General features: G+C 67.8%; 20 protein-coding genes. 7 read left to right on the top strand and 13 right to left on the bottom strand.

The genetic code is table 11. From position 1 onward, the window contains the following. Positions 1 to 57 precede the first annotated feature (57 nt). Positions 58 to 1986: a TonB-dependent receptor plug domain-containing protein gene (locus tag VFY73_RS30155; protein ID WP_329725300.1), complete on the bottom strand. Its 1929-nt coding sequence runs from the start codon at positions 1984 to 1986 to the stop codon at positions 58 to 60. A gap of 294 nt (positions 1987 to 2280) precedes the next feature. Further along, a complete protein-coding gene (locus VFY73_RS30150) occupies positions 2281 to 2670 on the bottom strand; it encodes a GFA family protein (protein ID WP_329725299.1) in 390 nt (129 codons plus the stop codon). Positions 2671 to 2931: 261 nt separating this feature from the next. Here VFY73_RS30150 and VFY73_RS30145 point away from each other — a divergent pair, with 261 nt between their 5' ends. From VFY73_RS30145 to VFY73_RS30135, 3 genes are all read left to right on the top strand, one after another. Then, positions 2932 to 3393 (top strand): (2Fe-2S)-binding protein, encoded by a 462-nt coding sequence (locus VFY73_RS30145; RefSeq protein WP_329725298.1) that lies wholly within the window; start codon positions 2932 to 2934, stop codon positions 3391 to 3393. Continuing rightward, positions 3390 to 5597, top strand: a complete 2208-nt coding sequence (locus tag VFY73_RS30140; protein WP_329725297.1) for a xanthine dehydrogenase family protein molybdopterin-binding subunit — start codon at positions 3390 to 3392, stop codon at positions 5595 to 5597. Before VFY73_RS30145 ends, VFY73_RS30140 begins: the two co-directional genes overlap by 4 nt. A gap of 112 nt (positions 5598 to 5709) precedes the next feature. After that, positions 5710 to 6069 (top strand): hypothetical protein, encoded by a 360-nt coding sequence (locus VFY73_RS30135; RefSeq protein WP_329725296.1) that lies wholly within the window; start codon positions 5710 to 5712, stop codon positions 6067 to 6069. Between the two features lie 16 nt (positions 6070 to 6085). Here the strand turns inward: VFY73_RS30135 and VFY73_RS30130 are convergent, their stop codons facing one another. Both VFY73_RS30130 and VFY73_RS30125 read right to left on the bottom strand, forming a co-directional pair. Further along, the gene (locus tag VFY73_RS30130; protein ID WP_329725295.1) at positions 6086 to 6766 is read right to left on the bottom strand and encodes an ion channel; all 681 of its coding nucleotides are present in this window, start codon (positions 6764 to 6766) and stop codon (positions 6086 to 6088) included. 58 nt (positions 6767 to 6824) lie between these two features. Beyond that, positions 6825 to 9962, bottom strand: coding sequence for an ATP-binding protein (locus tag VFY73_RS30125; RefSeq protein ID WP_329725294.1), 3138 nt, complete (start codon positions 9960 to 9962; stop codon positions 6825 to 6827). A gap of 442 nt (positions 9963 to 10404) precedes the next feature. On the opposite strand from VFY73_RS30125, the gene VFY73_RS30120 reads away from it, so the two are divergent. Both VFY73_RS30120 and VFY73_RS30115 read left to right on the top strand, forming a co-directional pair. Next, the gene (locus VFY73_RS30120) at positions 10405 to 12987 is read left to right on the top strand and encodes a serine/threonine-protein kinase (RefSeq protein WP_329725293.1); all 2583 of its coding nucleotides are present in this window, start codon (positions 10405 to 10407) and stop codon (positions 12985 to 12987) included. A 115-nt stretch (positions 12988 to 13102) separates the two neighbouring features. Beyond that, positions 13103 to 14368, top strand: coding sequence for a glycerophosphodiester phosphodiesterase family protein (locus VFY73_RS30115; RefSeq protein WP_329725292.1), 1266 nt, complete (start codon positions 13103 to 13105; stop codon positions 14366 to 14368). A 217-nt stretch (positions 14369 to 14585) separates the two neighbouring features. Here the strand turns inward: VFY73_RS30115 and ggt are convergent, their stop codons facing one another. From ggt to VFY73_RS30100, 3 genes are all read right to left on the bottom strand, one after another. Continuing rightward, on the bottom strand, positions 14586 to 16310 hold the full coding sequence (gene ggt / locus VFY73_RS30110; RefSeq protein WP_329725291.1) for a gamma-glutamyltransferase: 1725 nt from the start codon (positions 16308 to 16310) through the stop codon (positions 14586 to 14588). A gap of 168 nt (positions 16311 to 16478) precedes the next feature. Then, positions 16479 to 16910, bottom strand: a complete 432-nt coding sequence (locus tag VFY73_RS30105; protein ID WP_329725290.1) for a hypothetical protein — start codon at positions 16908 to 16910, stop codon at positions 16479 to 16481. Continuing rightward, entirely contained in the window at positions 16907 to 18067 is a 1161-nt protein-coding gene (locus VFY73_RS30100) for an MFS transporter (protein ID WP_329725289.1), read from the bottom strand. The genes VFY73_RS30105 and VFY73_RS30100 overlap by 4 nt, the downstream gene beginning before the upstream one ends. Positions 18068 to 18207: 140 nt before the next feature. Here VFY73_RS30100 and VFY73_RS30095 point away from each other — a divergent pair, with 140 nt between their 5' ends. Further along, complete coding sequence (locus VFY73_RS30095; RefSeq protein WP_329725288.1) at positions 18208 to 19080, top strand: LysR substrate-binding domain-containing protein; 873 nt, start codon at positions 18208 to 18210, stop codon at positions 19078 to 19080. A gap of 60 nt (positions 19081 to 19140) precedes the next feature. Here VFY73_RS30095 and VFY73_RS30090 read toward each other — a convergent pair whose 3' ends face one another. Genes VFY73_RS30090 through VFY73_RS30080 form a run of 3 tightly spaced genes read right to left on the bottom strand, consistent with a single transcriptional unit; the run spans position 19141 to position 21151 of the window. Further along, positions 19141 to 20151 carry a tripartite tricarboxylate transporter substrate binding protein gene (locus tag VFY73_RS30090; RefSeq protein WP_329725287.1) on the bottom strand — a complete coding sequence of 337 codons (1011 nt, stop codon included), beginning with the start codon at positions 20149 to 20151 and terminating at the stop codon, positions 19141 to 19143. Beyond that, positions 20148 to 21023, bottom strand: coding sequence for an N-formylglutamate amidohydrolase (locus tag VFY73_RS30085; RefSeq protein ID WP_329725286.1), 876 nt, complete (start codon positions 21021 to 21023; stop codon positions 20148 to 20150). Before VFY73_RS30085 ends, VFY73_RS30090 begins: the two co-directional genes overlap by 4 nt. Further along, the gene (locus VFY73_RS30080; protein WP_329725285.1) at positions 21020 to 21151 is read right to left on the bottom strand and encodes a hypothetical protein; all 132 of its coding nucleotides are present in this window, start codon (positions 21149 to 21151) and stop codon (positions 21020 to 21022) included. Before VFY73_RS30080 ends, VFY73_RS30085 begins: the two co-directional genes overlap by 4 nt. Before the next feature lie 30 nt (positions 21152 to 21181). Here VFY73_RS30080 and VFY73_RS30075 point away from each other — a divergent pair, with 30 nt between their 5' ends. Then, positions 21182 to 22015 carry a LysR substrate-binding domain-containing protein gene (locus tag VFY73_RS30075; protein WP_329725284.1) on the top strand — a complete coding sequence of 278 codons (834 nt, stop codon included), beginning with the start codon at positions 21182 to 21184 and terminating at the stop codon, positions 22013 to 22015. Between the two features lie 92 nt (positions 22016 to 22107). On the opposite strand, the gene VFY73_RS30070 is transcribed toward VFY73_RS30075, so the two are convergent. From VFY73_RS30070 to VFY73_RS30060, 3 genes are all read right to left on the bottom strand, one after another. After that, a complete protein-coding gene (locus tag VFY73_RS30070) occupies positions 22108 to 23613 on the bottom strand; it encodes a S8 family serine peptidase (RefSeq protein WP_329725283.1) in 1506 nt (501 codons plus the stop codon). A 233-nt stretch (positions 23614 to 23846) separates the two neighbouring features. Continuing rightward, positions 23847 to 24509: a hypothetical protein gene (locus tag VFY73_RS30065; protein WP_329725282.1), complete on the bottom strand. Its 663-nt coding sequence runs from the start codon at positions 24507 to 24509 to the stop codon at positions 23847 to 23849. 125 nt (positions 24510 to 24634) lie between these two features. Next, complete coding sequence (locus tag VFY73_RS30060; RefSeq protein ID WP_329725281.1) at positions 24635 to 26116, bottom strand: tetratricopeptide repeat protein; 1482 nt, start codon at positions 26114 to 26116, stop codon at positions 24635 to 24637. Between the last annotated feature and the right edge of the window lie 247 nt (positions 26117 to 26363).

The raw sequence follows: 26363 nt of genomic DNA, 5'->3' as shown, positions 1-26363 counted from the left end.
TTCGTGGCGCGAGGGGCCCGGCCCGCCGTTTCATTGCCCGCTGTGCCACGGCCGTGCCTAGAACCGCGCTTGCCACTCGAGCGTCAGCGAACGCCTGGGGCGCGGTACGCGCAGCAGGTCGTTGTTGCTGGACGCCGGGTCATGGGTCTTGCTGTCGGCCACGTTGCGCACGATCAGCGCGACCGACTGGCCGGGGGTGAGCACGCGTCGCAGCAAGGCGTCTGCCGTGACGAAAGACGCCACGTCGGCGCGCAGGCCGTCTCGCCGGGCCATGGCCAGCCACTGCAAGCCGATGGACCAATGGCTGTCGAGCGGCCCCAGCAGATGGCCCTTGAACAGCCAGCGAGGGGAGTTGAACGCCGCGGCGCGCTTGCTCGACATGTCGGCCAGGCTCACGCTCGCGCGCCATTGCCAGCCACCGGGTTCGCGGTGCTCGACATCCAGGTCGACGCCGCGCAGCAGCGCACTGGAGACGTTTTCGTAATGAGAGACCTCGTCGTCCAGGGCCACGAAGTCGATCAGGTCATCCATCCGATAGGCGTAACCGCCGAGCGACAGGCGGGTGGCCTCGCCGATCGAGCGCTCCCAGGCCAGCTCGACGGTCGAGATGCGCTCCGGGCGCAGCGTCGGGTTGGCAACCTGCGTCAGACCGCCGTCCTCGTAGTAGCGTTCGCTGAGGTTGGGGGCGCGAAACGCACGGCCCAGCATCAGCTTCACCGCCTCGAAGGGGCCGGGCCGGTGGACCAGTGCGAGCCGCGGCGAGACCTCGACATCGAACGTGTCGACCTTGTCCGCACGAAGCCCGACGGTCAGCGACGTCCGCTCGGAGAAACGAAACTGGTCCTGTGCGTACAGACCCCACTGGGTCGACTGGTCGTCCCGGTCGAGGTAGGTGGCGGCCGGTTCCACGTCCTCGTTGCGCTGCAGGCCGCGAAAGACCCGACGCAGCTCGACGCCCGCCGAAAGGCTGTGGTTGATCCATCCGCGCCACTGCGCGCGCGCGTCGAAGCCGGCCCAGCGCGAATCGGCCACGTCGCGATTGAGGTAGTCGCCGCCATCGTCTTCTGCAGGCATGACGTAGTCGCCTTCGAAGCCCATGCGCGACAAGCTGGCCCGCGCCTTGAGCCGCCAGTCGCCCTGCCACGGCCCGTCGTAGGCCAGCTCGCCGTAGGCATATCGATCGAGGTAGTGCGTGCCCGCGGCACCCGGCACCGTGCCGTATTCGGCCGTCGCCACGTCCTTGTCGCGCGCTTGCACGACGAAAGTTCCCCGCCACGGGCCTCGGCGGGCCTTGGCCAACAGCGAGGTGTATTGCAGCCCATCGAGCCCCGAGACGACGCCGCCGGGTACCGAGTCGCTGGCCAGCTCGGGCAGGTGCAGGGTCTCGCCGGCGACCTGGTGGTGCGTCAGCCCGACGAAGACGTCCACGTCACCTTGCGACCAGCCGTACTGGCCGGTCAGGCGGGTACCGCCTGCGTCGTCCAATCCGGCCTTCAGGCCGAAGCCGGGTTCGTCTGCGCCATCGACTGTCACCACGTTGGCCACGCCGAGCAGCGCATTGCCTCCGTACACCGACGACGCCGGGCCGTTGATCAGCTCGAGCCGCTTGACCCAATCGGCAATGATCGGGAACTCGAACTCCGGCAGGGCCTGGTCATAGAGCGCATCGTTGACCCGGTAGCCATCGATCGTCATCAGGATCCGGGCGTTGTAGTCCCCGGGCCGGTTGAAGCCGCGCAGGCCGACGGCGGAATAGGTGCGCGAGGTCGTCACGTAGGTGCCGGGCAGGCGCTCCAGCATCTCGGCCAGCGTCACATGCCCCAGCCCGACCGAGGTGTCGCGGCTGATCACGCTGACGACGGCCGGTGCGTCGAGGGCGCTCTCCGGGTAGCGAGACGCGCCTTCCACCTGGGTGTTCAGCAGCGCATCCAGCTCGTTCGCGGGGTCTGCCGGCTGGCCGTGGGCCGCCAGCGGCAGGAGGGTCACCAACGCCCACTTCCCAGCCGCGCGGAGCATGGCACGGCCGGGTCGCAACCGGTTAAGAAGGGCAAAAGGCGTAACACGCGTCATCTGGTCGCTATCGTCCTGCGGGGGTGATGACTTGAGGGGCGGCGACACCAAGACGCGTGATTGCGACGATTTCAGCCGCTCGGCGGCGGTGGACGCCGTCGCCGACGGCGTGCCGGCCTCTCTGGCAGAGGCGGCCCTCGCCCAGCGGAGGCACTCGGGTTCACCCTTTGACGCCCGCAGGAACGGCCGGCCGGGCCGGCCCGCCGAAGCTCAGAACCAGTAGTCCCCCACGCATTTGCCGTCTCGCGGCAGATCGTCGAACGTGTCGAGCCCGTCGAAGTGGTCGACCGGGATCGTCGCGATCGGCCCTGGCTCGGTCAGCCGCAGGTTGACGGCGATCCGCTGCCGACCGTCCTCATCGGGTCGCCTTGCCCGCCAGAACGCCACGCAGCCGCAGTTGGGGCAGAAATGGAACTCGAGCGCCCGGCCGCGGATGTAGGCACGCGTCGGCCCCGACACGCTGATGCCTTCGCCTTCGTAGTCGTACGCCCACAGCACGCCATAGCGGCGGCAGGCCGTGCAGTTGCACGCGGTGGCCGACTCGGGCATGCCTTTGAATTGCCAGGTGACGGCATTGCAGTGACACGATCCTTGGAGCATGGGTCCTCCGATGAAAGCCTTGGATGTCGTTCCAAGTCTGTGAAATCCGTCTCGTCGGCCGTGCACTCTACCGCTGCAGCACGTCGCGATGGCGACGGCGACGGCGATGGCGATGGGGCAGGGCGTCGATGGTGACGGCCTCGAACCAGCGGTTGCACAGGGAACCTCACTCCCTTGAAACCCGGTTCCGTCGCGTCGGCCATGCGCCAGGTCATCGCGATGCCTAGCATCGCGCCCAGCCAAATCGCCGGAGCCCTGCCCATGCAACTGAACATCAACGACCGGCCGCAGAAGGTCGCGCCGGCCGACCCCGAGATGCCGTTGCTCTGGATCTTGCGCGAGCAGCTGGGCCTGACCGGCACCAAGTACGGCTGCGGCGCCGGCATCTGCGGCGCGTGCACTGTTCACGTCGACGGTGCGCCGCTGCGCAGTTGCGTGACGCCGGCCGCGGCGTTGGCCGGACGCCGCATCACGACGATCGAAGGGCTGGCGGCCGCGGCCCCGAAGCACGGGGCCGCGCTGCAGCAGGCCTGGATCGAGCACCAGGTGCCGCAATGCGGCTACTGCCAGAGCGGCATGCTGATGGCCGCCGCGGCGCTGCTGGCGTCGACGTCCCGGCCAACGGACGAGCAGATCGACGCGGCCATCACCAACCTTTGCCGTTGCGGCACCTACCCGCGTGTCAAGGCCGCCATCAAGCGCGCGGCGGGGATGGCCACATGAGGCCCGCTGACGCGTTCTCGGCACCACGCCGGCGTCTGCTGCTCGGCTCGCTGTTCGCCGCCGGCGCGTGGACGATCGGGCTCGACCCTCGCGTCGCCCACGCACAACCCAAGCCCCCGCAGGTCGTCGACCCGGACGTGCCCGGCTTCGGCATCTGGCTGCGCTTCGAGGGGGCCGCGCTGACGCTGCTGACGAACATCACCGAGATGGGGCAGGGCACGCCGTCGCTGATGGCGGCCATTGCGGCCGAGGAACTGGGCCTGCCGCTCGACCGCATCAAGATCGAGATGGCGCCGATCGAGCCGCGTTTCGACAACCCGTTCACCGACAGCTACGTGACCTACGGCAGCATCGGCTTTCGCACCGCCTATGCCACGCTTGCGCCGGTCTGCGCGGCCGCGCGCGACATGCTGCAGCGCGCCGCCGCGGCACGCTGGAGCGTCGACGCCGCGGCATGCCTGTTGCGCGAGGGCCAGGTGGTGCATGCGCCCAGTCGCCGCGAACTGCCCATCAGCGCGCTGCTCGCCGAAGCGGCGGCGCTGCGACCGCCGTTGACGCCGAATCCGAAGCCGCGCGCGCAGTGGGCGGTGCTCGGCCAGCATCGGCAACGCACCGACATCCCGGCGAAGACCGATGGCCGCATGGCCTACGGCATCGACGAGCGTCAGCCCGGCCTGCTCCACGCAGCCGTGCTGCACGGGCCCGGCTTCGGCGCCAGACTCGTCGCGCTCGACGAACGGCCCGCCAGGGCCATCCAAGGCGTGCGCAAGATCGTGCGGTTGCCTGGCGCCGTGGGCGTGGTGGCCGACAGTTGGTGGACGGCGCAGCAGGCCTCACGCCGGCTGAAGCCGCGCTGGGCGCCCGGCCCCCATGCAACGCTCGACAGCGACACGCACGCGGCCGAGCTGCGCGCGGCGGTGCAGGCAGGCCGTGGCGACGCGTTCCCGAAGCGGCTCGACACGCGGCTCGACGAGGCGGCCGTGACGGCGGCGCTGAGCGCCGCGGGTGCTGACGCCATCGAACAGCTCTACGAGTTCCCGTTCCTCGCCCATGCGCCTCTCGAGCCGCTCAACGCAACCGTGCGCGTCGACAAGGAGGGCGCCGAGATCTGGGTCTCGACGCAGTCGCAATCGGACACGCGCGCTGCCGTGGCCAAGGCGCTCGGCCTGGCGACCGAGCGGGTTCGGCTGCACAGCCGTCCCTGCGGCGGCGGCTTCGGCCGGCGACTCGAATTCGATTGCGCCGTCGAGGCGGCGCTGATCGCCAGGGCCGTCCCGGGCCAACCGGTGAAGACGATCTGGTCACGCGAGGTCGACATGCGCGCCGGCTTCTACCGCCCGGCCAGTGCGGCGCGGCTGCGCCTTGCGCTCGGTGCGGACGGCCTGCCGGCCGCGTTGCGTGCCGACATGGCCGGCGCGCGCATCGAAGACTATTCGGGCGTTGCCGGCGCGCCCGAAGACGACGTGCCCGACTTCGCGTCGTCGATGGCCTGGCTCGGCCAGAGCTATGCCTTGCCAGCGCTTCATCTCGCGTTCACGAAGGTCGACCGAGGCGTGCCGCTCGCCTATTGGCGCTCGGTCGGCGCGTCGCAGAACACCTACTGCCTCGAGACGATGATCGACCGCGCCGCGCGCTCACGGGGTGACGACCCGCTCGCCTATCGGCGCCGGCTGTTGGCCGGCGAAGGGCCACGCCAGCGGCGAGCCCTGGCGCTGCTCGATGCGCTGGCCGCGCGCGCCAACTGGGGCCAGGCCCTGCCGACAGGTCACCATCGCGGTATCGCGCTGTTCGAGGGCAACCGCGCGGTGTCGGGCCATGTCGTCGAGCTGGCGGTCTCCGGGCCAGGCCGTTTCAAGCTCATCAAGATCTGGGCTGCGATCGATGCCGGCTGGGTCGGCAACCCCGATGCGGTGCAGGCACAGCTGATGGGCGGCACCGTCTTCGGTCTTGCCGCTGCGCTGCACGGTGAGATCAGCTTTGCCAGTGGCGAGGTGCGCGAAGGCAACTTCGACACCTACCGGCTGCCGACGATGGCCGAGCTTCCACCCATCGACCTGCTCGTCGTCGGCAACGGCGAGCGCCCCGCCGGCGTCGGCGAGGAAGGCGTGCCGACGATCGCGCCGGCGATTGCCAACGCGCTGTTCGCGGCGACCGGGCAGCCCGTGGCACGCCTGCCGCTGGTGCGCGCCGGTTGGCAGGCTTGACCGGTACGCCGATGGCCTTCTGACAGCGCCATCTGCACCACGCCCCGGCGGGCCCAGGCTCGCCCCTTGAGCCTGTGTCCGCGTCCAATGTCTTCTCAACGGGAGAACCGACATGAAGACATCGAAGACACTGGACAGCTGGGCCCCGCACGACCAGGCCACCACCGCCGCGCAAGCGTGGCATGACACCGCCCATCGCCGCGCCAGGCGCGTGTTCGCAGGCCTCTATGGCCTGGCCGTGCTGTGCCTGATCTGGTGCGCGTTGCCGATGCCGAACCCGCTCAGCGCGGCGGCGTTGCTGCCGGCGATCGTCGCGGCGCAGATCGTCGGCGCATTGGCGCTGCTGGGCTGGCTGCTGGCATGGCCGCGAGGCCAGGCCCACGAAGAAGACGGGCCGGGGACGCCGCTGGAGCGTTGGCTCGTCGCGGTGGCGCACGCCGGGTCGATCGAGCCCACCTTCGGCAAGCGCTGATTCGCCGTCGGGTTTGTCAGCGTGGCGGCGGGTCGCGCCGCTCGAGCAGGGTCAGGCCGATCAGCCTCGAGACCACCGCCGCCAGGTACATCACGCCGACGAACATCTCGACCGCCGCCAGCATGCGGGCATGGGTGCTGAGCGGGATGACGTCGCCGATGCCGGTGCTCGACAGCAGCGCGAAGCTCATGTACATCAGCTCGGTCCAGGTACGCAGTGACTGTGGGTTCACCGCGGCGGCGAAACAACCGGGCTGCAGCACCTGCATCAACACGTACAGGTAGGCGAAGGCCCAGGCCAGCAGGGTGAAGGTGGCGCCGGCGGCAAACAGCTCGTCGACCGTGGCATGGCGGTCCGCCATCATGTAGGCGATCAGGCTGCCGGCCGCGTAGAAGTAGAACACCGCCTCCAGCGCCGCCGACCACGGCAGCAGCCACGGCATGCCGAACAGCGCCTGCAGCGCCAGCATCACCACCGCCGGCAACGCGATGCTGCCGGAGACCCAGTTCAGGCCCGGCGTGCGGCGCACCATGCCGGTGGTGACGGCCAGCACGACGATGCCGAACACGCCGAAGCCGATGCGACCGGCGTCGGTGCCCTCTATGAACGGATACAGCAGCATGCCGGCCAGCTGCACGGTGAGCAGAATCGCCGACGGATGCCTGCGTGTGTTTTCGACCCAGCGGAATAGAAGCATCGGGGCATTGTCGCGCGGCAGGTTCGCCACGACGGCTGCTGCCGTGTCGGCCGGGTGCTCAGTTCAATTCGCCCAGGTCCGTGGCGATGTTGCTCAGCATGTCGTCCAGCAGCTTCAGCAACTGCTGCGTGACGATCGGCTTGCGCAGGAACGCCTGGGCGCCCAGGCGCATCGCTTCGCCGACCTGCGCATGGTCGGCCGAGGCAGACAGCACGATCACCGGCACGTCACGGGTCGCCGGGTCCGAGCGCATGCCTTCGAGCACCGCGATCCCACTGATGTCCGGCAGCCGCAGGTCCAGCAGCACGAGGTCCGGCTGGCGAAGCTTGGAGGCCGCCAGACCCGACAAGCCGTTGCGGCTGACCTCCAAGGCAATCTGCGGCCGCAGCGCCACCATCGCGCTGATGACGTCGACGTTGTTGCTGTTGTCCTCGATCAGCAAGACCTTGCGTGCGTGGTAAACCGGCGCCTGCTGGAGGTCGTGGGCGGCCGGCGCGGGCTGTTGTATCGAATCGTCGGTGGTGGGCAGCGTGATCGAAAACGTCGTGCCATTGCCGCTTTGGCTGCGCACCTGCACATCGCCATTCATGCGCTCGACCAGCAGCTTGGTGATGTACAGGCCGATTCCCGCGCCCGGCACGTTCGAGTTCTCCCGGCCCAGCCGGTCGAACGGCTTGAACAGGCGCGGCAGCTGGGCGGACGACATGCCCAGGCCAGTGTCGATGATGTCGATCGTCACGCGCTCCGGCGTCTCGCTGCGGGTCTGGACCGACACCGACCCGCCGGGCCGGTTGTACTTGATCGCGTTGGACAGAAGATTGATCAGGACCTGGCGCAGCCGCGTGACGTCGGCCAGCACATTGATCGGGGCATCGCAGCTGGGGTGCTTGTCGATGCGGATCCCGCGCTTCTGGGCGTCGCTCTCGGCCATCGCGATCGCACTGCCGAGCAGCGATGGCAGGTACAGCGGGGCATTGGTCAGCGTCACGGCACCGGCTTCGATCCGCGACAGGTCGAGCACATCGTCAATCAGCTGCAGCAGGTGCCAGCCCGCGTCCTGCATCTGCTTCAGCCAGCCCAGGTGCTTCTCGGTGAAGGGCAGGCTGCGATCGAGGTGGAGCAGTTGCGCAAAGCCCAGGACGGCGTTCAGCGGGGTGCGCAGTTCGTGGCTCATGCGGGACAGGAACTCGGTCTTGGCCTTGTTCGCCGCCTCGGCCGCCGCGCGGGCCTGCTGCGCTTGCTCCAGACGCAACTGCTCGCTCAGGTCTTCCACCAGCGAGACGATGATGTCGGCCTGACCAGGTTCACGGTCTCGCAGCATCGTGGCGGTGACGCGAACCTGCAGCTCCTGCCCGTCGGCCTTGATGTAGCGCTTGACGTAGCGATACTGCGAGCCCTTCGTCTCGACCAGCGCCGTGCGCCGGGCCTGGTCTTCCAGGGCGTCCTCGGCGGGGGTGATGTCGAGAACGTTCATGGTGCGCAGCTCTTGCTCGGTGTAGCCGAGCAGCTCGCAGTAGCGGGCGTTGGGCTGCAGGATCCTGCCGTCCTTGTCGACGAACACCACGCCGACGGGCACCTTGTCGAACAGCAGCTTGAACCGCTGCTCGGTGGATCGCAGGGCCGACTCCGACAGCTCGTTTTCGTTTCGCAGCTCGAGCACCTGGCGGGTACGTTGCCGAACGGTCAGCTCGACTTCGCGGGCGCGGCCCGTCAACAGCAGCAGCAGGGCGCCCAACAGTGCGCAGGCGACCATGCCGGACGCAGCGAACACCCACGCGGTGCCACCGTCGGACCGCAGCCCGGCGCCGTAAATGGCGGCGTCGGGCTGGGGCACGATGCGCAGTTCCCACTGCCGCGATGCGAATGCGATCGGCGTCGAGAAGACACGAGGCGAGCCTGGCGTCAGGGCGGCACAGCGCGCGCTGCCGGCCAGCAATTCGGCCGTGTCGGCCTGGTCGAGCAGGCAGTACTCCAGCGATCGGGACAGCTTGGCCGTCATGTTCGCCAGCGCATCACCCATGCGCAAGGTGGCGAAGGAGACGCCCTGCTGTTGCCCCGGGACACCGCGCACGCGCTGGTAAACGACCACCCCCGTCTGGATACCGGATTCCTGGGTCAGCCGGAACGGGCCGGTGGCCACCGGGGCGCCGGAGCGCAGCGTTTGCAGCAAGGCCTTGCGAGGCTGGCTGATCGACAGCGAATTGACGCCAAGCGCCCTGGCGTTGCGGTCGACGGGCTCGATGAACCGCACCGAGAGCAGGATCGTGTCCTCGGCCGCGATCTCGGGCTCTCGGAGGAAGACATGAAACGGCCGGCCGTCTTGCGCGGAGATGGCGGCTTCGCGGGCCTTCAGTTGCTCGCGCTCGATCTGCTCGAGAAACCCGAGGGCCTGCAACGAAGGCAGGCTGCGCAGCCAAGGCTCCGTCGCCCGCTCGAACAGCGGCAGCGACACCGGGTGGTCACTATCGAACAGGCCGTGAACGGCAGTCAAGGCGTCCAGGTGCCGCTGCAGATGGGCCTCGATCGAGCTGGCGGCGCTCGTCACGTCGCGCTCGAATGCGGAAGCGGTACGCTGCTCCTCCCATTCGTTGACGCGCTGGGTCGCCCAGCCCAGCAACAGCGTGACGCACACCAGCGGGGCCGCCACCGTGGCCCGCCGGGAATGCCAGATCCGCCGCGGCAGGCCGATCAACGTCAGTGTGACCGGGGCGCCGATCAAGGCACCGAAGGCGTCGCCGCTGTACCAGATCCACCAGTTGAGGGCCAGCGCCCTGGCGGCCACGGCATCGCTGCCCAACTCCCCGATCGGCCGGAAGTACGCCATGGCGGCGTTGGCGATCGTCGAGCTGACCACGGACCCGACGATGCAGCCGGCCAGGCAGAAGCGCGCGATCTCGCGCGGCCGGGTCAGACGTGGGTACATGCCGACCGATGCCTTGACCAGGCGCGCACTGAACAGCGCCTGCAGGCAGGCGCCGAGCGCGAACATGAAGGCGAGCGCAGGCACGGGCTGGCCGTCCAGCCAATAGGCACCGAGATTGGCGGCCAGCGAGCCGAGAAAGACGCCAGAGGCTGCACTGGGGCCGAACCTGAGCACACAGGCCAGCGCGATGCCGGCGGCTGGAAAGACCGGTGCGGCGAACGTCCCAGGCTTGACCAACGCCATGGCCAGCGCTGCGACGCAAAAGTAGGCCACCGCCGTGCCGGCTGCGGTCCGAGCGCCCTTCGAAAGGATCTTGCCGCTGCGAGCGTCGATGGTTCACTCCTGCGCTGACTGCCTGCTGCGCAACAAAGAGCTCAACCCCACGGTGCGGCAGGACGACCGTGTTGCCGCTGACCCCAGTGTCCATCCGGTCGAGCTTTGGTGCCATATGGCGAACACCGAGCGTGTCGTCAGGCGGGATCGCCATCAGCGCGGGCCGATCAGCCCGGCCGGATGCGGCGAGCCCGGGCGGCAGGCGCCACGAAAATTCGTAACCCGACGCAAATGCCGGCGCTTGAGCCTTGCGGCAGGCCAACCGCTGTGCGTGAATCGCAGCCTCGGACGGGCCCGCCCGCCGGTGACAGGCGGGCGGGCTCGGCGCGCACGTCTGCAGCGATGTCTCTTGCGGGCTGGCCCACGGAAAGGACGCTGTGACATGAATTCGCCGCTGCCGGCGGACCGCTGGCAACTCATCAAGCGCTTGCTTGCCGATGCACTGGAGCAGCCGGCCGACCAACGCCAGGCGTATGTCGCCCAGCAAGCCGGCGACGATGCCGAGCTGCTGGCCGAGCTGGGGACCTTGCTGGCAGCTGCGGAGCCATCGCGCAGCGTGCTGGATGCGGCGCCCGCCGAGCTCGCGCTCGACGCCCTCGACGCGCTCGATGCCCTGGATGAGCGCCTGACGCAGCCGTGGCTGGGGCGGCGCCTGGGGGCGTTCCAGCTGGTCTCGCTGATCGCCCAAGGAGGCATGGGTCAGGTTTACCTGGCCGAGCGGGCCGATGGCCAGTACGAGCAGCAGGTCGCGATCAAGCTGATGCGCGAGAGCCTGTTCGACCCGTCGCTGGCGGAGCGCTTCAAGGCCGAGCGGCAGATCCTGGCCAGCCTGGACCACCCGAACCTCGCCAAGGTGTTCGACGGCGGCATCACCGAAGAGGGGGTGCCGTACTTCGTGATGGAGCGCGTCGTGGGTGCGCCGATCGATGCGTATGCGCAGCGCCAGGGCCTCGATGTGCGGGCCCGGTTGAAGCTGTTCCGCACCGTCTGTGCGGTGGTGGAGTACGCGCACCAGAAAGGCGTGGTGCACCGCGACCTGAAGCCGGCGAACATCCTCGTCACCGACGACGGCGTGGTCAAGCTGGTGGACTTCGGCATCGCCAAGCGGGTGAATCTGCCGGGAGACGGCGAGGGCGGCGATGCGGCCACCGCCACGCGCCTGAGGGTAATGACGCTTGCCTATGCCAGCCCCGAGCAGGTGCTGGGCCAGCCGGTGACGCCGGTCAGCGACGTGTATTCGCTGGGCGTGGTGCTCTACCGCGTGCTGACGGACACCAGCCCCTATGCCGGCGAGGCGACGAACAGCGACTTCACGCTCAGCCAGGCCATCTGCCACGAGGAGCCGGCGCCACCGAGCACCGCGGTGCGCGCCAACCGCGCATTGCGCCAGCGCCTCAAAGGCGATCTCGATGCGGTGGTGCTGATGGCGCTGCGCAAGGAGCCGGCGCACCGCTATGCAAGTGCCGAGCAGTTGTCGGATGATCTCTTCCGTCACCTGGAAGGCCTGCCGGTTCAGGCGCGCCGCGGTGCGTGGAGCTACCGCGCCGGCCGCTTCATGTTGCGCCACCGTGCGGCAGTGGGTGCGGCGCTGGTGGCCAACCTGGCTCTCGTCGCCGGCCTGGGCTTGGCGGTGTACGAGGGCATCGAGGCCAAGCGGCAGAAGGATCGCGCGGAAGCGCATTTCGCCAGCGTGCGCGCGCTGGCCAACATGCTGGTGTTCGACGTGCACCAGGCCATCGAGCATCTGCCCGGCTCGACGTCCGCGCGCAAGCTGATCGTCAAGAACGCCTTGACCTACCTGGAGCGCTTGGGCAACGAGGCGAAGGACGATGCCCAGCTGAAGGTCGAGCTCGCCACCGGCTACCGCCAGATCGGTGACATCCAGGGCGGGCCGATGGCTTCGAACCTGGGTGACCCCGAGGGTGCGCGCAACAGCTACGAGCGTGGGGTGGCCTTGCTCGAGCCCTTGCTGGCGAGCGAGCTGCCCCCGAAGGCGGCTGCGGCGGCCAATCTCGAGATGACACGCACCCTTCGCGTGCTGGCGTTGTTGCAGGCATTCCGGGGTGAGCTCGATGCCGGCCGCCAGCGGGCCGAGCAGGGCATTGCGGTAGCACGGCGCCAGTTGAAGACCGATCCCGACAACGCGTCGGCCCAACGCCAGCTGGCCACGTTGCTCGGCGCGGCGGCGCAGATCGACGATTTCGCCGGTGGCGAGCGTGACGCGGCTTTCAAGGCGGCCATCGACGAGTCCATCGTCTTGCTCGAACGCTTGTACGCGAACGATCCCGCTGAAGTGTCGACAGGCGCCAACCTGGCCAGCATGTACGGCCTGCGCAGCCAGCATCTGTCGCGCGGCCCGACGCCCGAGAAGGACGCCCTGGCGATGCTGGCCGACGAGGAAAGGAGCATCGCGGTGCTGTTGGCCTTGCTGGAGAAGAACCCGGACAACACCATCCTGAAAGCCAACCTGGCCGTGGTCTACGACCACCGGGGCTACGCGCTGCAATTGCTCGATCGCAAGCAAGAGGCGGTGGCCTCGCACCGACAAGCCGTGGGCGTGCTCGAGCCGATGGTGGCCAAAGACCCCGACAACGTGATGCTGAGGGTCGACCTGGGCACCTTCAATGGCGAGCTGTCAGACGCCCTGCTGCTCGTCGGCCAATGGCAGGCCGCCGTCGAGGCGGCCCGGACGGCGTTGGACACCTTCGCCAAGGTGCCCGAAGACGCGCGCAACAACCTCGTTTCGCTGCGCGACTACGGCATGGCGCACTACTACATGGCCAACGCGCTGAAGGCGCGCGCCCAAGCGCCTCGGCAATCTGCCGCATCGATCAAGGCCGACAAGGCAGAAGCCTGCAGCAACCTGCGCAAGAGCAGCGAGCTGTTCAAGGCCCACGAAGCCAAGTTTGGTGCCGGGGGAGCTTCGATGCCGAATGTGGCGGACGAGCTGCGCGGATGTTCGTAGCCGCACTCCTGCGGGCCAGCCGACGAGGCGTCATCGCCTCGACACGCGAATCGTCTAGTCTCGCGGCAAACCAGGCCACACCGGCGAAGCGCCGGACAGTTCAACGAGGAGTCCCATGCAGTTCTTTCCCGCCTTCAAGACGGCCGTCATTGCGGTGCTGGCCGCCGCTTCATTGCCGGCCTGCGCCGGCCCCGGCGCCACGAAGGGCGCTTACCCGGTCCCTTCTGTGCAACTCGGCCCGCGGCCCTTCTTCCTTGTCAACGAGATGGCGGAAGGCAAGCTGAAGCAGCAGTTGAACGCATGCGCGAAGACGTTCCAGCAGTACCGCGTCAGCGCGTTTTCCATTGGGCACCGCGGCGCACCGCTGCAGTTTCCGGAGCACACGCGCGAGTCGTACGAGGCGGGCGCCCGGATGGGGGCCGGCATCCTGGAATGCGACGTCGCCTTCACCAAGGACAAGGAACTGGTCTGCCGCCACGCGCAGAACGACCTGCACACCACCACCAACATCCTGCAGACGGCGCTGGCCGCCAAGTGCACCACGCCGTTCCAGCCGGCGGTGTTCGACGCCTCCGGCAACCTGGTGACCCCGGCGAAGGCCGAGTGCCGCACCAGCGACATCACGCTGGCCGAGTTCAGGACGCTGCGCGGCAAGATGGATGCCTTCAACCCGCGCGGCAAGACGGTCGAAGAATTCATGGCCGGCACGGCGACGTTCCGCACCGACCTGTACTCGGGCCCGACCAGCGGCACCTTGATGACCCACGCCGAGAGCATCGAGCTGTTCAAGAAGCTCGGGGTGAAGATGACGCCCGAGCTGAAGACGCCGGTGGTCGCGATGCCGTTCGACGGCTTCACGCAGCAGGCCTACGCGCAGAAGATGATCGACGAGTACAAGGCCGCGGGCGTGTCGCCGAACCGCGTGTACCCGCAGTCCTTCCTGAAGGACGATGTCCTGTACTGGATCGCGCAGGAGCCGCACTTTGGCAAGCAGGCCGTGTACCTCGACGATGCGGCCGGGGTCGCGGGCCTGCCGAGCGCGACCGATCTGCGCGTCTACAAGGCCCAAGGCATCAACATCTGGGCGCCGCCGACCTGGGCGCTGCTCGCACTGGACGCCGACAAGAACATCGTGCCATCGCAGGCCGCCAAGGATGCCAAGGCTGCCGGCCTGGGGCTGATCACCTGGTCGCTGGAGCGCAGCGGCATCCTGGCCGATGGCAACAATGGCTCGTACTACCAGACGATCGATGCAGCCATCTCCCGCGAAGGTGACGTCTTGCGCGTCATCGACGTGCTGGCCCAGGGCGTCGGCGTGATGGGCATCTTCAGCGACTGGCCGGCGACGGTGTCGTTCTACGCGAACTGCAAAGGGCTGTAAGAGCCACGGCGCAACCGCGCCAGGAGGTTGACCGGCGGCTCAAAACGAGTAATCTGCGGGCGTCGCAGCACTGTGAAAGGAGGTGATATGTCTTCAATCTCCCGGTTTGGGGCCGATCCTCAGCTCAAGTAGCTGGCTCTGTCACCAGGCCCGCGGGCGCTCCACACCATGGGTGGGAGCGCCCGCGTCACTTTCGTTCAGCCCGCGTCACTTTCGTTCAATAACCCAGCGCCAGCCCGCTGTTGCGCCGCGGGTCGTTCGCGCCGTAGAAGCGGCTCTTGCCCACCGGCTTGCCGCCGAGTGACGGCGCGCCGACCAGGATTGCCGCGAGGTGGTTCGCCGGTTGCGGCTCGCCCAGCTTGTGGCCCATGCCTTCGAGGATCTTGCGCGTGTCGGGGCTGATCGCGAACTGCTCGACGTTGGTGGCCTCGGGCAGCCATTGCTGGTGGAAGCGCGGTGCGTCCACCGCCTCCTGCACGTTCATGCCGTAGTCGATCACGTTGATCAGCGTGTGCAGCACGGCGGTGATGATGCGGCTGCCGCCCGGCGTGCCGACGATCATCACGGGCTTGCCGTCTTTCGTGACGATGGTCGGGCTCATCGACGACAGCGGCCGCTTGCCCGGGGCGATTACGTTCGCTTCACCCTGCACCAGGCCGTAGAGGTTGGGCACGCCGACCTTGGCGGTGAAATCGTCCATCTCGTCGTTCAGCAGCACACCGGTCTTCGCGGCGGTGACCTTCGCACCGAACCAGTCGTTCAGCGTGTAGGTCACCGAGACGGCGTTGCCCCATTTGTCGGCGATCGAGTAGTGCGTGGTGTTGCTGCCTTCGTGCGGGGCCACACCGGGTTTGATGCCTTGGCTGATGCCGGCCTTGTTCGGATCGATCGCGGCGCGCAGCTTCGCCGCGTAGTCCTTCGACAGCAGCCGCTCCAGCGGGTTCTTCACGAAGTCGGGGTCGCCGAGGTAGGAGTTGCGGTCCACATAGGCGTGCCGCATCGCCTCGATCTGGTAGTGCACTGCTTGCGCCGAGCGAAAGCCCAGCTCCTTCAGCGGGTAACCTTCGAGCACGTTGAGGATCTCGCAGATGATCACCCCGCCCGAGCTCGGCGGCGGCGCCGAGATCACGCGGTAGCCGCGGTAGTCGCACTCGACGGGCGCCATCTCGCGGGTCTTGTACTGGTCGAGGTCGGCCTGCGCGATGATGCCCTGGCCCGCCTTGCTCGAGGCGACGATCGCCGCGCCGACGCTGCCCTGGTAGAAGCCGCTCTCGCCTTTCTCGCTGATCAGTTTCAGCGTGGTCGCGAGATCTTTCTGCACCAGCTTCTGGCCGACCTGGAACGGCTCGCCGTTGTTGAGGAAGATGGCGGCCGTTGCCGGGTCCTTCTTGAAGTCGTTGGTGGCGGTCGCGAGCAGGTCGATGTCGCCCTGGTCGAGCACGAAGCCGTCTTGCGCGTACCTGATGGCCGGTGCGATCAGCGTCGCGCGCTTCATCGTGCCGTACTTCGAGCGTGCCAGCTCGAGGCCCGACACGGTGCCGGGCACGCCGACGGCCAGGTGCCCGATCGTGCTCGCGCCCTTGATGACGTTGCCGTCCTTGTCGAGGTACATGTTCGCGGTGGCGGCCAGCGGCGCCTTCTCGCGGAAGTCGAGGAAGGTCTTGCGACCATCGGCAAGCTGGATGGTCATGAAACCACCGCCGCCGAGGTTGCCGGCCGCGGGGTAGACGACGGCCAGCGCGTAGCCGACCGCCACGGCAGCATCGACCGCGTTGCCGCCGTCTTTCAGCACGTCCACGCCAATGCGCGTGGCCAGGTGTTGAGCCGTCACGACCATGCCGTTCTCGGCGGCGACCGGTGCTTGCGAGGCCGCGTGGGCTGACGCACACGCGAGCGCGACGGCAAACACGAGCAGGTTCCTGTGCACAAAAGCGAATCTCATCGGGGTGTCACCTCGTTGTGATGTGGAAGGGGTTGCGAGAGGGGAAGGGCACTGTCACGCGCATGACGCATGCCCGCCGGACCGTGAGCTTAGTTCTCTTCTCCAAGAGATCCGGCCGCGAGTTCTCGCAGTGGATCCGTGCGTCGCCGCACCCGCTGTGGCCGAAGGTCAGGCCGGCCAGCTCTGCGCCAGCAAATGCCTGAGGACCTCGAGCTGTTCGGCGGTCGACTCTGGCACCGAGCGCAAGTCCGGCGGGGAGGGAAACGCGACATCCGTCCAGGCGACCCCATCGCGATCAACCTGGGCGGCATATCGGGGAAGGGCATGGAAGTGCGGGTTCGGATCGACCATCATCAGCGCGAGGTAGTTGAACTTCGACGCCGGTGCGAGCCGACGGACGGCCCGTTCGAAGTCGCTGATCACCTGCGGCAACTGCGCCGCTTCGTCCGGTGTCAATTCTCCCAGGCTGACGCAGTCGGACTTCGCCGCGATGATCGTGCATCCCAGGGTGACCTGCCCCGGCCTGATCATCACGACCCAGTGAAGGTACTCCTTGATGACGGAGCGCGGATAGCCGAAGCGCCGCAAGGTGGTGTTCATGGTGCTCGCCCCCGGGCGCCGAGCAGAAATGCCGCGGCACCGCCCACAGAACAGACCAGCAGCACGAGCAGCACCGTGTCGTAGGGGTTGTTCATGGCGATCAGGTACGTGCCTGCCAGGGGCCCGGCAGCCCTGGCCAGAACGGATGGGCCGCTCAGCGCGCCACTGATCGCGGCGTAGCCTGCGGTACCGAAGATCTCTGCCGGTGCCGTTGCACGCACGATGGTCAGCAGGCCGAGGCCGGCGCCGTACAGCACGGCAAAGACGTACAGCAGGTTGAATGCGCTGGGCGAGGCCCACAGCGCTGCCAGGGCCACCGGAATCAGCGCAACCGTGACGGCGCCAATCGCGAGCGGATGCAGGCGGCCGACCAGCAAGAGGTCGGTGGATCGGCCCGCCACCTGCATCGGTCCGATCAGCGCGGCAATCGCGATGGCCGTCAGGGGGGCGACGCCCTTCGATTCGAGCATCGGAATCACATGGGTCGCCATCGCCGAGGTCACGAACCCGAAAGCCGTGAAGGAGAACGCCATCAGCCAGAAGGCGGGTGATCGCAGCGCCAGCCGTGTCGACGGACGCGGCATCGACGACGCAGGCGCGCCGCCATCGGCAGGTGTCGGGCGACCGCCTGGCCGCGACCTCGGCAGGGCAAACCAGTGCAGCGGGGCGCAGACGAACAAATGAATCGAAGCGTAGACCAGCACCGCGGCGCGCCATCCGATGTTTGCGACCAGGACGTGCGTCAGCGGCCAGAACGCGGTACTGGCCAATCCGCCGGCCAGCGTCAGAACACTCATGCGTCGCCGATACGCGCGGGGCCAGGCTTCCACGAGGATGGCGAACGCCGGTTCGTACAAGGTCAGTGCCATGCCGACGCCCAGCCCGATCCAGACCAGATAGAAACCCCAGAGCGATTGCGTGCCGCTCAATGCCACGAGCAGAACGCCGCAAAGACACGAACCGAGTGTCATGGCGCAACGGCCACCAAACCGGGCGATGAAGCGCCCTGCCGGGTACGTGCACAGCCCCCATACCACCAGGGCCGTCGAGTAGGCGCCCATCGCCGAGGCGGCACTCCAGTGCAGATCAGCAAGCAGCGGTGGGAGCAACATGGCAAAGGCGTAGTAGAGGCTGCCCCATGACAGCAGCAGCGTCAATGACAGTGCGGGAACGAGCGGGCGTGAAGGTCTCACCGGGCGAGTGGGTTGGGGAACGAGCGCCAGTGTCGGGTGCGCTGCCGTGCGGCTCAAGCGAGTTTCCTGGCATCATTGGTTGAGAAAAACTCACCCTTCTCGCCATGGCCGCTCGTCCGCCCTTGAATGCCATCTTCGTGTTCTGCGAAGCGGCTCGGTGCGGCAGTTTCAAGCTTGCCGCGCAGAAGCTCTGCGTGACACCCGGGGCCGTGAGCCGGCAGATTCGAGCGCTCGAGGATTACCTGGGCCAGTCGCTGTTCGACCGCAGCCCGCACGCGATACGGATCAGCCGCAAAGGCCAGCTGCTATATGACCGGGTGGCGAACAAGATGGCGTCGATCCAATCCGAGGTGGATCTGATGCGCGGCGGAGGCCGAAAGACGGTGATCCGCGTCGACGCGGGTGTCACGCTCGCCATGCACTGGCTGATCCCCCGATTGAGCCGCTTTTCCGACGAGCACCCCGGCATGCAGGTGCAGCTCACCACGTCGGACGGCACCATCGACCTTTCACCGCCGGTGGACGTTTTCATTCGGCGCGACCCGGCCGAGCTCCGCGGCCTGCCGTCGCGGGCGTTTCTCGATGAGTTTTCGGTGCTGGTCGCCAACCCAGCGCTCGTCGGGGGCAAGCCGAAGCTGTCACACCGAGAGATCGCCCGCCTGCCACGCGTCGCCGCCCGTTCGCGGCAGGACCTGTGGCCGCAATGGTGCGCGCATCACGGCCTCGAGGAGGCCGACTACCGGCCGACGCTGGAGTTCGACAACACCGTGCTGGCGATCCAGGCCACGAGCCAGGCGCTGGGTGTGATGGTCGTGCCCACGTTGTTCGTCGGTGGTTTGCTCGACAGCCGGCTGTTGTCGACGCTTGAGTCCATCCGCATACGAACGGGCTCCTACTCGTATGCGACGCGCACGCAGCGTGATTCCCGGCGCGTGTCTGCATTCACCGACTGGTTGCAGCAAGCCGAGCGCCGCTGAATCCGTGAGCCACCGCGGTGGCCACACGTGGCGGCCGCACCCGCGCGGCGGCTTGGGCCGTCACGCCAGCACGATCTTGTGTTTCTGCACCACGCTCTTGAAGAACTGGATGCGCTGGGCAATCTCCTGCCTGTACTGCTCGGGTGTCAGCGGCTCGGGCAGGATCGCCCCGCGCGCCTCCCAGGCCTGCCGCGTGGCCGGGTCGGACAACACCGTGCGCATCGCTTCGTACAGCCGCTTGACGATCGGCTCCGGCGTGCGCGCCGGCGCCGCCAGGCCGGTCCACGAGGTCAGGTTCAGGTCCGGCAGCTTCAGCTCTTCGAACGTCGGCACCGCCGGCAACTGCGCCACGCGCCGGGGCGCGGCCACTGCCAGCGCGCGCAGCTGTCCACTGGTGATGCTCGAGAGATTCGATGTCAGGTTGTTCCAGGTCGCCTGCACCAGACCACCCAGCATGTCGTTCAAGGCAGGCCCGGCACCCTTGTAGGGAACGTGGGCGATGTCGAGCCCGAGCTTGGCTTTGAGCAACTCCATGCTCAGGTGGGCCACTGAGCCGTTGCCCGAGCTCGCGTAGTTCCACTTTCCCGGGTGGGCGCGCACGTAGGAGACGAACTCCTCGAAAGTCTTGACCGGCAGGCTGGCGTTGACCAGCAGCACGTTGGCAAGGCGATCGATCAGCGTGATCGGTGCGAAGTCGGCCTCGGCGTTGTAGCTGAGTTGGGGCGTCACCGCTGGATTGACCACGTGGGTCGTTTGCGAGGCGACCACCAGCGTGTAGCCGTCGGCCGGTGCCCTGGCCACGAAGGAACTGCCGATGGCGCCGCCGGCGCCGGCGCGGTTGTCGACGATGACCGTCTGTCCCAGAACTCTGGCAAGACGGTCGGCCATCGCGCGGCCCGAGATGTCCACCGAGCCACCAGGCGCGAACGGCACGACGAGGGTGACTGGGCGGTTCGGATAGCCCTGCGACTGGGCGCGTGCGGGCATCGCCGCCGCGCCGAGCAGACCCAGCCCCGCAGCCATGAGCTGTCGACGGTTGCCGTTGTGGATCACTGTGAACTCCTCGGTCATGTGGAAAGGGTTGCGGCATCCTGTTGGGCGCCGATGAATTCCGCGACACGTTGCAGCACCAGGCCGATGTCGCGGCGGGTCTGGTCGAACCGGTCATGGGGCTCGCGGGTGCTTTCATCGAGGTACAGCCTGCGGTTCAGCTCGATCTGCAGGCTCTCGCATCCGTCGCCGGGCCGCCCGTGCTCGCGCACCAGGTCCTGGCCGGCGTAGGGGTCGTTGATCGACACGCTGTAGCCCAAGGAACCGAACGCCTCGGCCAGGCAGCGGGTGAACGCCGGGGTGCAGCTGCGCCCGTGCAAGTCGCCCAGCACCACGTCGGCCAGCGGGCGGGCCGACGTGAGGCCCAGTCGCTCGTAGGCGTTGCTGGGCATCGAATGCAGGTTCAGGTGCCAGGCCCGGCCGAAGCGGATGCGGGTCTGCTCGATCAGCGTGCGCAAGGCGTCGCGGTACGGTCGCCAGCAGGTGTCGATGCGGCGGCGCACCTCGGCCGCAACCAGCTTGCGCGCGTAGATCGGCGTCCCGGCGTTCGTCCTGCTGTAGAGCAGCCCGTTGCCCAGCTTGACGCACCGCGGCGAAGGCTGCACCGCCCCCGGCCAGGGCTCGCTCAACAGCGCCGGTTCGATGTCCGTGCAGGCACGGTTGGCATCGATGTAGCTGCGTGGAAAGTGCGCATGCAACAGCCGGCCACCGGCCTGCGACACGCCGGCCCAGAGCGACTCCACGCACGTGTCTTCGCATTGGCGCAGCTCGGCCAGCGCGACGGCATGCCCGAAGTCGGCCGGATAGTCCGTGCCGCTGTGCGGCGAATCGCAGACCAGTGCGATGGGCCTGGCCGCGGGGGCGACGATGGAGAACGGTGGACGAATGCTCATGACGTGCCGGTTGGAATGCCGCCATCGTAGGCAGCCCCGCGCACCGCCGAAAGGGACACTTTCGTCGCCTGTGTTGCCATAATGTCATCGCCATGAATTTCCAGTCCGCCTCGCTCGTCGAGTTGCATGCCTTTCTCGGTGTATGCAGGACCGGTTCGATGCGCCGCGCAGCGGAGCAGTTGTGCGTGACGCAGGCCGCCGTGAGCCGCGCTGTCGCGCGCTTGGAAGATCGCCTGGGCTACCCCTTGTTCGACCGCCACGCCCAGGGCGTTTTGCCCACCGCCAGGGCATTGGACCTTCGCCAGCGCGTCGAACAAAGTGTCGATGCGATCGAGCAGGCCTTCACCGAACTGCGCAAATCGCGCACGCGGCGGCGCGCGCTGCGCGTGTGCGTGGTGCCGACGCTCGGCACGCGCTGGCTGATGCCCCGGCTGGGTCGATTCCAGGCGCTGTATCCGGACATCGCCATCGAGCTGCGCCAGTCCCGGCGCGACGAGGACTTTCGCCGCGACGATGTCGACGTGTGGATCGAGATCAAGCGCCCCAGCCAACCCTGGCCGCGCGGCATCACCGCACGCTACTTGCTCGGGCGCGAGATCACGCCGGTGTGTGCGCCTGAGATCGCCGCGCGGCTGAAGACCCCGGCCAACCTCCTCAAGGAGAAGCTGCTCTATCACACCAGCTACCCCGGCAACTGGACGCTGTGGCTGGGCGCGGCCGACGTGAAGAACTCGAACGTCGAGCTTGGCGGTGGGTTCGACCTGGCCGCCAACCTGATCGTCGCGGCCAGCTCCGGGATGGGTGTGGCGGTGCTCCAGCCCTGCCTGGTGGAGCGCGAGCTGGCCACTGGCGAGCTGGTGCGTCCGTTTGCGCTGACAACCTCCACGGGGCGGGGTTATTACGTCTGTGCGCGCAAGGCCACGGCCGACGAAGGGGTGGCCGCCATCTTCATGGCCTGGCTCAGAACGCTGACCAAGGCCAGCGCCGTGTGAGGCGGCGGCTGAACGGTGTACGCCACGAACAACAACGCCTCCCGAAGGAGGCGCTGCGTCACCGGCGCAGCCCACATCGTGGGCCGCGAGTATCAGTCTTCGCCCGACAGTTCCAATGGGTTGGCGATGGCCCTCTTGTAGGCTGCGAACACGTCGATACGGCCATGGCCGATCATGTTGTTGGGCCATTGCGTGGGCGAGGTGCCGCCGCAGGTCTGGTTCACCGGATTGGTCACACCGTCGCGCTGCGCCGTCTTGCGAAACAGCTTCTCGACCGCGGCCGGATTACCCTTCAGCGAGGGAACGGCCGACATCAGCAGCGCCGCGGCGCCGGCAACGTGCGGCGTGGCCATGCTGGTGCCGCTCATGGTCGTATAGCTGTTCGGCGGGAACGCGGAGTAGACGTTGACGCCCGGCGCGGAGACATCGGGCTTGACCCCCTTCACATTGGCCACCGGCCCGCGGCTCGAAAAGCCGGCCAGCCTGTCGCTGCTGTCGGTCGCGCCGATCGTGAACGACAACTGGTAGATCGCCGGCGGGTCGGTGATCGTGCTGCAGTTCGGGCCGTCGTTGGCGGCCGCGGCAACGAACAAGATGCCGCCCCTGACGAGGTTGTTCACCGCCGCCTTGATCTCGGTGCCGACCGTGCAGCCTTCGCCGTCGGTGCAGCCCCAGGAGTTGCTGACGATGTCCGGGGCCTTGTCCGGGTCGGGGTTCTTGTTCTGCAGGTCGGTCGGCGCCAGCATCCACTGCATGCACTCGATGTAGGTGGCCGGCGTGCCGTTGCCGGCGTTCATGTTGCGGCAGCCGATCCACTTCGCGCCGGGCGCGACACCGATCTGGTGCGTCGAATGGTCGTCGCCGGCAAAAGTACCGGCCGTGTGGGTGCCATGGCCGTGGTCGTCGCAGGGCTGGGGCGAGTTCGCCGGGCAGCTGCTGTTGGCCGTGTGGATGGCGTCGTGCCAGTTGTAGTTGTGGTCGGCGGTGCTGCCGTTCCAGCCGCGGTACTGCGACTTCAGCGCCGCATGATCCCAGCGATAGCCGGTGTCCTCGCCGGCGATGACCACGCCCGCCCCGGTGTGGCCCTCGGCCCAGACCAGCGGCGCCTTGATCTTGTCCACGCCCCAGGCGATCGCTGCGACGCCTTCGGCTGCATCCGACGGACTTGCGGCCTCGCGCTTAGGCAGCGGCACCCGGATGGTCGGGTTCGGCTCGATGCGGCTGACTTCGTCGCGCGCCGCCAGCGCCGCCATGTCGGCCGGCGAGAGCTTGGCGTAGACGAGGTTCGCGATCCAGAACGCCTGGTATTCGATGCCGCGCGATTCCAGCCAGGCACGCAGGCCACCTTGCTGGGTATCGGCGCGCTCGACCAGCGCATTGACCAGCGCGCGGCGGCGTGCCTTGTAGTCGGCACCCTCGGCCAACGGCGCCAGGGCCGGCGTTCTCTGGTCCTTGAGCACGATCAGTGCTTCGGCCCGTCCGTCACGGCGCGCAGCCGCGGCCAGATCGCCATTGATCTGCCCACCCCACGCCGAGCTGCAGGCAAGGGCAAGGGCCGCCAGCGACAGGCGGTGCAATCTGAAGTTCGATGTGCTCATGACCTGGGATGCTCCTCATTGATGGGCGCTGGGAAGGCGGCGCCCTTGCGCCGATGCAAGCGAGCGATTCTGCGCCCGGCATCGGCGGGAACATCCCCCTTGCTGAACCATGTTGAACATCGTGCTCCGCGCGCGAGGCGGCGGCGCGCATCGGCCACGCGCGACCGGTCAGTCCGTTTCGATCCTGCGTCCGTGCGCGCCGGGTACGCGTCCGCTCCGATGCAGGGCGGCCGTCAGTCGTGCGGTGCGAAAGTCTCAAGATCCTCGCTCTGCTTCCCGCCTTCGGCGACCACGCGGGCAATGCCGACATTCGCCATCCGGCGGATGAGGGTGTTCAGCAGCAGCGGGCGCGAGTTCTGGCCAGGGCAGACCTTGTCAGGCAGCCGAAAACGGAACTGGCTGCGCGTGGGACGCGATGCACTCTTCGACGGGATGGCATGGTTTCCACCCAGGTCGTCGCGGAAGTCGGCCACGATCGCCAGTCCGGCCGGATATTGGAAATTGTCGATCTGCAGCTCGATGACGCAGCCTGCAGAGTCCTCGGCCAAGCTGATGGTCCATTCGCATTTGCAGAAGCCGTCATGCCCCTGCTTGATCTTCTGTGTCAGCGTGCCCTTCACGTCTCCGCGCACCGTCGAGACGGTGAACGCCTGCTGCAACGAGTGGCCCAGAATCTGGTTTGACAGCTCCTGCGATTCCGTGAGGTTGGTGCCTCTTGTCCTCACCCGCTGGCCCGGCCACAGCGGGGTGCCGGTCAGCTGGGAGGTGGGCACGTCGAGCGTCGAGTCGGAGGGCATCTGCGCGAGCAACGCAGGGGGCGGGCAAACGGTCTCGGCGTGGCTTCGTGGCCCTGCGTTGGCAGGGCCCCAACTGCCGAGGGCGATCGTCAGCATCATTGCTGCGGGCGGCAGGGATCGACGGACAAACTGAAGTCTGGACATAGAGCCTCCTTGGCGGTTCGTTTGAGTTGGCATCCATAAGAACGTCGCGCCAAGGCGCGATCCGGACACGTCGTGGCCGCTCAGCGATTGGCTGTCGGCCCGTTCGGATCCAGCGACATGCTCCGGGCCGCCAGCAGCGGCGCGCGGGCGCACCTGATGCGCGATTGGGCGTCGAGCACAGCTCCGCGAAACTGCGGGCCGAGCATGGGCAACTTCGCCAGGAGGGTCTGCGCGCGTGCCAGTTCTTCGCAGGCCCGCGCACCTCCATGCGTCGCCGCCAGGTTCTGCGCCCGATAGGCGCGCAGCTCGACCAACCCCGGGTGGTCTGGGTTGGCCGCGTCCAGCAGTTCGATCGCCTTGACAAGATGGACGTCGGCGTCCGCATGACGGCCCGTGCCGGCCCATGTGCGGCCAACTGCCGAGTGCATCTGCACCAGGGCTTCGCGGAGTTGTTCGCGGCGAGGAGTCTTCTGCGCCCCCTGCTCCAGCGAGGTGGCCAGAGTCGCGGCCAAGTCATAGCGGCCCTGGGCGAGCCGCAACGCGAGCAGCACCAGTTGCGCGCGGTGCTGGGGTGATCCGAACTGCGTTTCTGCCGCATCTTGCGTGTCCATCGCGGCCGCCAGCTCGGCCTCTGCCCTGATCGGCTCGCCACTGGCCAACCACGCCTGTGCCAGTCGGGAACGACGGTCGGCCACGTCGGGGTGTTTCGGTCCGGAACGGGCGATCGCCGAGTCGCGCAAGCGTTCCAGAATCTGGCGGCCCTCGGCGAACTGCCCCGTGTCGATCAACCAGCGAGCCTGCGAGACGTCGAGGGTGACATCCGGTCCGGCGTGGGTCTTCAGTCGGCTGTGAAGGTTCATTGCCTCGGCCAGCTCGTCGCGCGCACGCGCCAGGTGGCCGTCGAGAACCAGTGCATTGGCCCAGAGCACCTGGACCTGGAAGATCTCGATCGGGTCGATCCGCGATCGTTGTCGGTGCAGCGCTTGCCGCGCGTGCTCCAGATGCGGCAGTCCTTCCGGCGAGATGCCGAGGTAGAACTGCAGTCGGCCCAGGTTCGCCTCGATGCGCGCGCTCAGCACATGTTTGGGGCCGAGCGTCGTGCTCGAGATGCGCCAGGCCTTTTCGAGTTCCGCCTCGGCTTGCGACAGCTGGCGAAGCGTCCACAACGTCCGGCCGAATCGAAGGTGGGTCTGGGCGATTCGCGCCGAATTCTTGCCCCACATGGATTCGCGGATGGCGATGGCCTGTTCAAAGTGCTTCAACGCCTGGTCAGTCTCGTTGCGGCTGGCATGCAGACTGGCCAACAGTTCGTATGCGGCGGCCTGGTCTTCGGTGCCTGCCGCCTTGGCGGCCAACTCTGGCAGCACCGGCTTCAGGTGGCCGAGCGCGGCGTCCCAGCGGCTGTCTATGAAGTCGAGGCGACCCAGATCCACTTCGACGCCGAGGCAGTCGGGTGGCGCGTCGTGTGCGGCCTCGGGGCACAGCCGGCGCGCAGCCACGAGCGTGTCGCGTGCCGCCTTCTCCTGATGTGCGGCCCGCTGGCTCGCGCTCAGCTCACGCAAGGCCGCGCGCTGCACTTCGGTGCTGGCGCCGATGCCGGGCAGGTCATCGACTCGCTGCTGACGCACGCGGATGGCTGCTTCGGGAATCTCGAGGTCGTGCAGCAGACCGCCGACAACCCGCAGCAGCTCGGCCCGCAGCTCGGGCTGGCCGGACAAGCCCGTGGCCAGGGCGTCGGCGCTGTGTTCAAGCAGTTGTTGCACACTTTGATCGCGCTTCGCGTAGCCCTCCGCCTGCTCGATGTCGTTG

The sequence above is a fragment of the Ideonella sp. genome, assembly GCF_036277275.1.
In the GTDB taxonomy this organism is placed as follows: domain Bacteria; phylum Pseudomonadota; class Gammaproteobacteria; order Burkholderiales; family Burkholderiaceae_C; genus Ideonella.
The sequence above is the reverse complement of the archived record's forward strand: the minus strand, read 5'-3'. Positions and strand labels throughout refer to the sequence as shown.

Bases quoted from the DNA above. Each gene is read 5' to 3' on its own strand.
- VFY73_RS30065 (WP_329725282.1), bottom strand. From the start codon at position 24,509: ATGATGCTGACGATCGCCCTCGGCAGTTGGGGCCCTGCCAACGCAGGG.
- VFY73_RS30150 (WP_329725299.1), bottom strand. From the start codon at position 2,670: ATGCTCCAAGGATCGTGTCACTGCAATGCCGTCACCTGGCAATTCAAA.
- VFY73_RS30140 (WP_329725297.1), top strand. From the start codon at position 3,390: ATGAGGCCCGCTGACGCGTTCTCGGCACCACGCCGGCGTCTGCTGCTC.
- VFY73_RS30130 (WP_329725295.1), bottom strand. From the start codon at position 6,766: ATGCTTCTATTCCGCTGGGTCGAAAACACACGCAGGCATCCGTCGGCG.
- VFY73_RS30085 (WP_329725286.1), bottom strand. From the start codon at position 21,023: ATGAGCATTCGTCCACCGTTCTCCATCGTCGCCCCCGCGGCCAGGCCC.
- VFY73_RS30135 (WP_329725296.1), top strand. From the start codon at position 5,710: ATGAAGACATCGAAGACACTGGACAGCTGGGCCCCGCACGACCAGGCC.
- VFY73_RS30090 (WP_329725287.1), bottom strand. From the start codon at position 20,151: ATGACCGAGGAGTTCACAGTGATCCACAACGGCAACCGTCGACAGCTC.
- VFY73_RS30105 (WP_329725290.1), bottom strand. From the start codon at position 16,910: ATGAACACCACCTTGCGGCGCTTCGGCTATCCGCGCTCCGTCATCAAG.
- VFY73_RS30080 (WP_329725285.1), bottom strand. From the start codon at position 21,151: ATGCAACTCGACGAGCGAGGCGGACTGGAAATTCATGGCGATGACATT.
- VFY73_RS30070 (WP_329725283.1), bottom strand. From the start codon at position 23,613: ATGAGCACATCGAACTTCAGATTGCACCGCCTGTCGCTGGCGGCCCTT.
- VFY73_RS30095 (WP_329725288.1), top strand. From the start codon at position 18,208: ATGGCCGCTCGTCCGCCCTTGAATGCCATCTTCGTGTTCTGCGAAGCG.
- VFY73_RS30120 (WP_329725293.1), top strand. From the start codon at position 10,405: ATGAATTCGCCGCTGCCGGCGGACCGCTGGCAACTCATCAAGCGCTTG.
- VFY73_RS30075 (WP_329725284.1), top strand. From the start codon at position 21,182: ATGCGCCGCGCAGCGGAGCAGTTGTGCGTGACGCAGGCCGCCGTGAGC.
- VFY73_RS30145 (WP_329725298.1), top strand. From the start codon at position 2,932: ATGCAACTGAACATCAACGACCGGCCGCAGAAGGTCGCGCCGGCCGAC.
- VFY73_RS30115 (WP_329725292.1), top strand. From the start codon at position 13,103: ATGCAGTTCTTTCCCGCCTTCAAGACGGCCGTCATTGCGGTGCTGGCC.
- ggt (WP_329725291.1), bottom strand. From the start codon at position 16,310: ATGAGATTCGCTTTTGTGCACAGGAACCTGCTCGTGTTTGCCGTCGCG.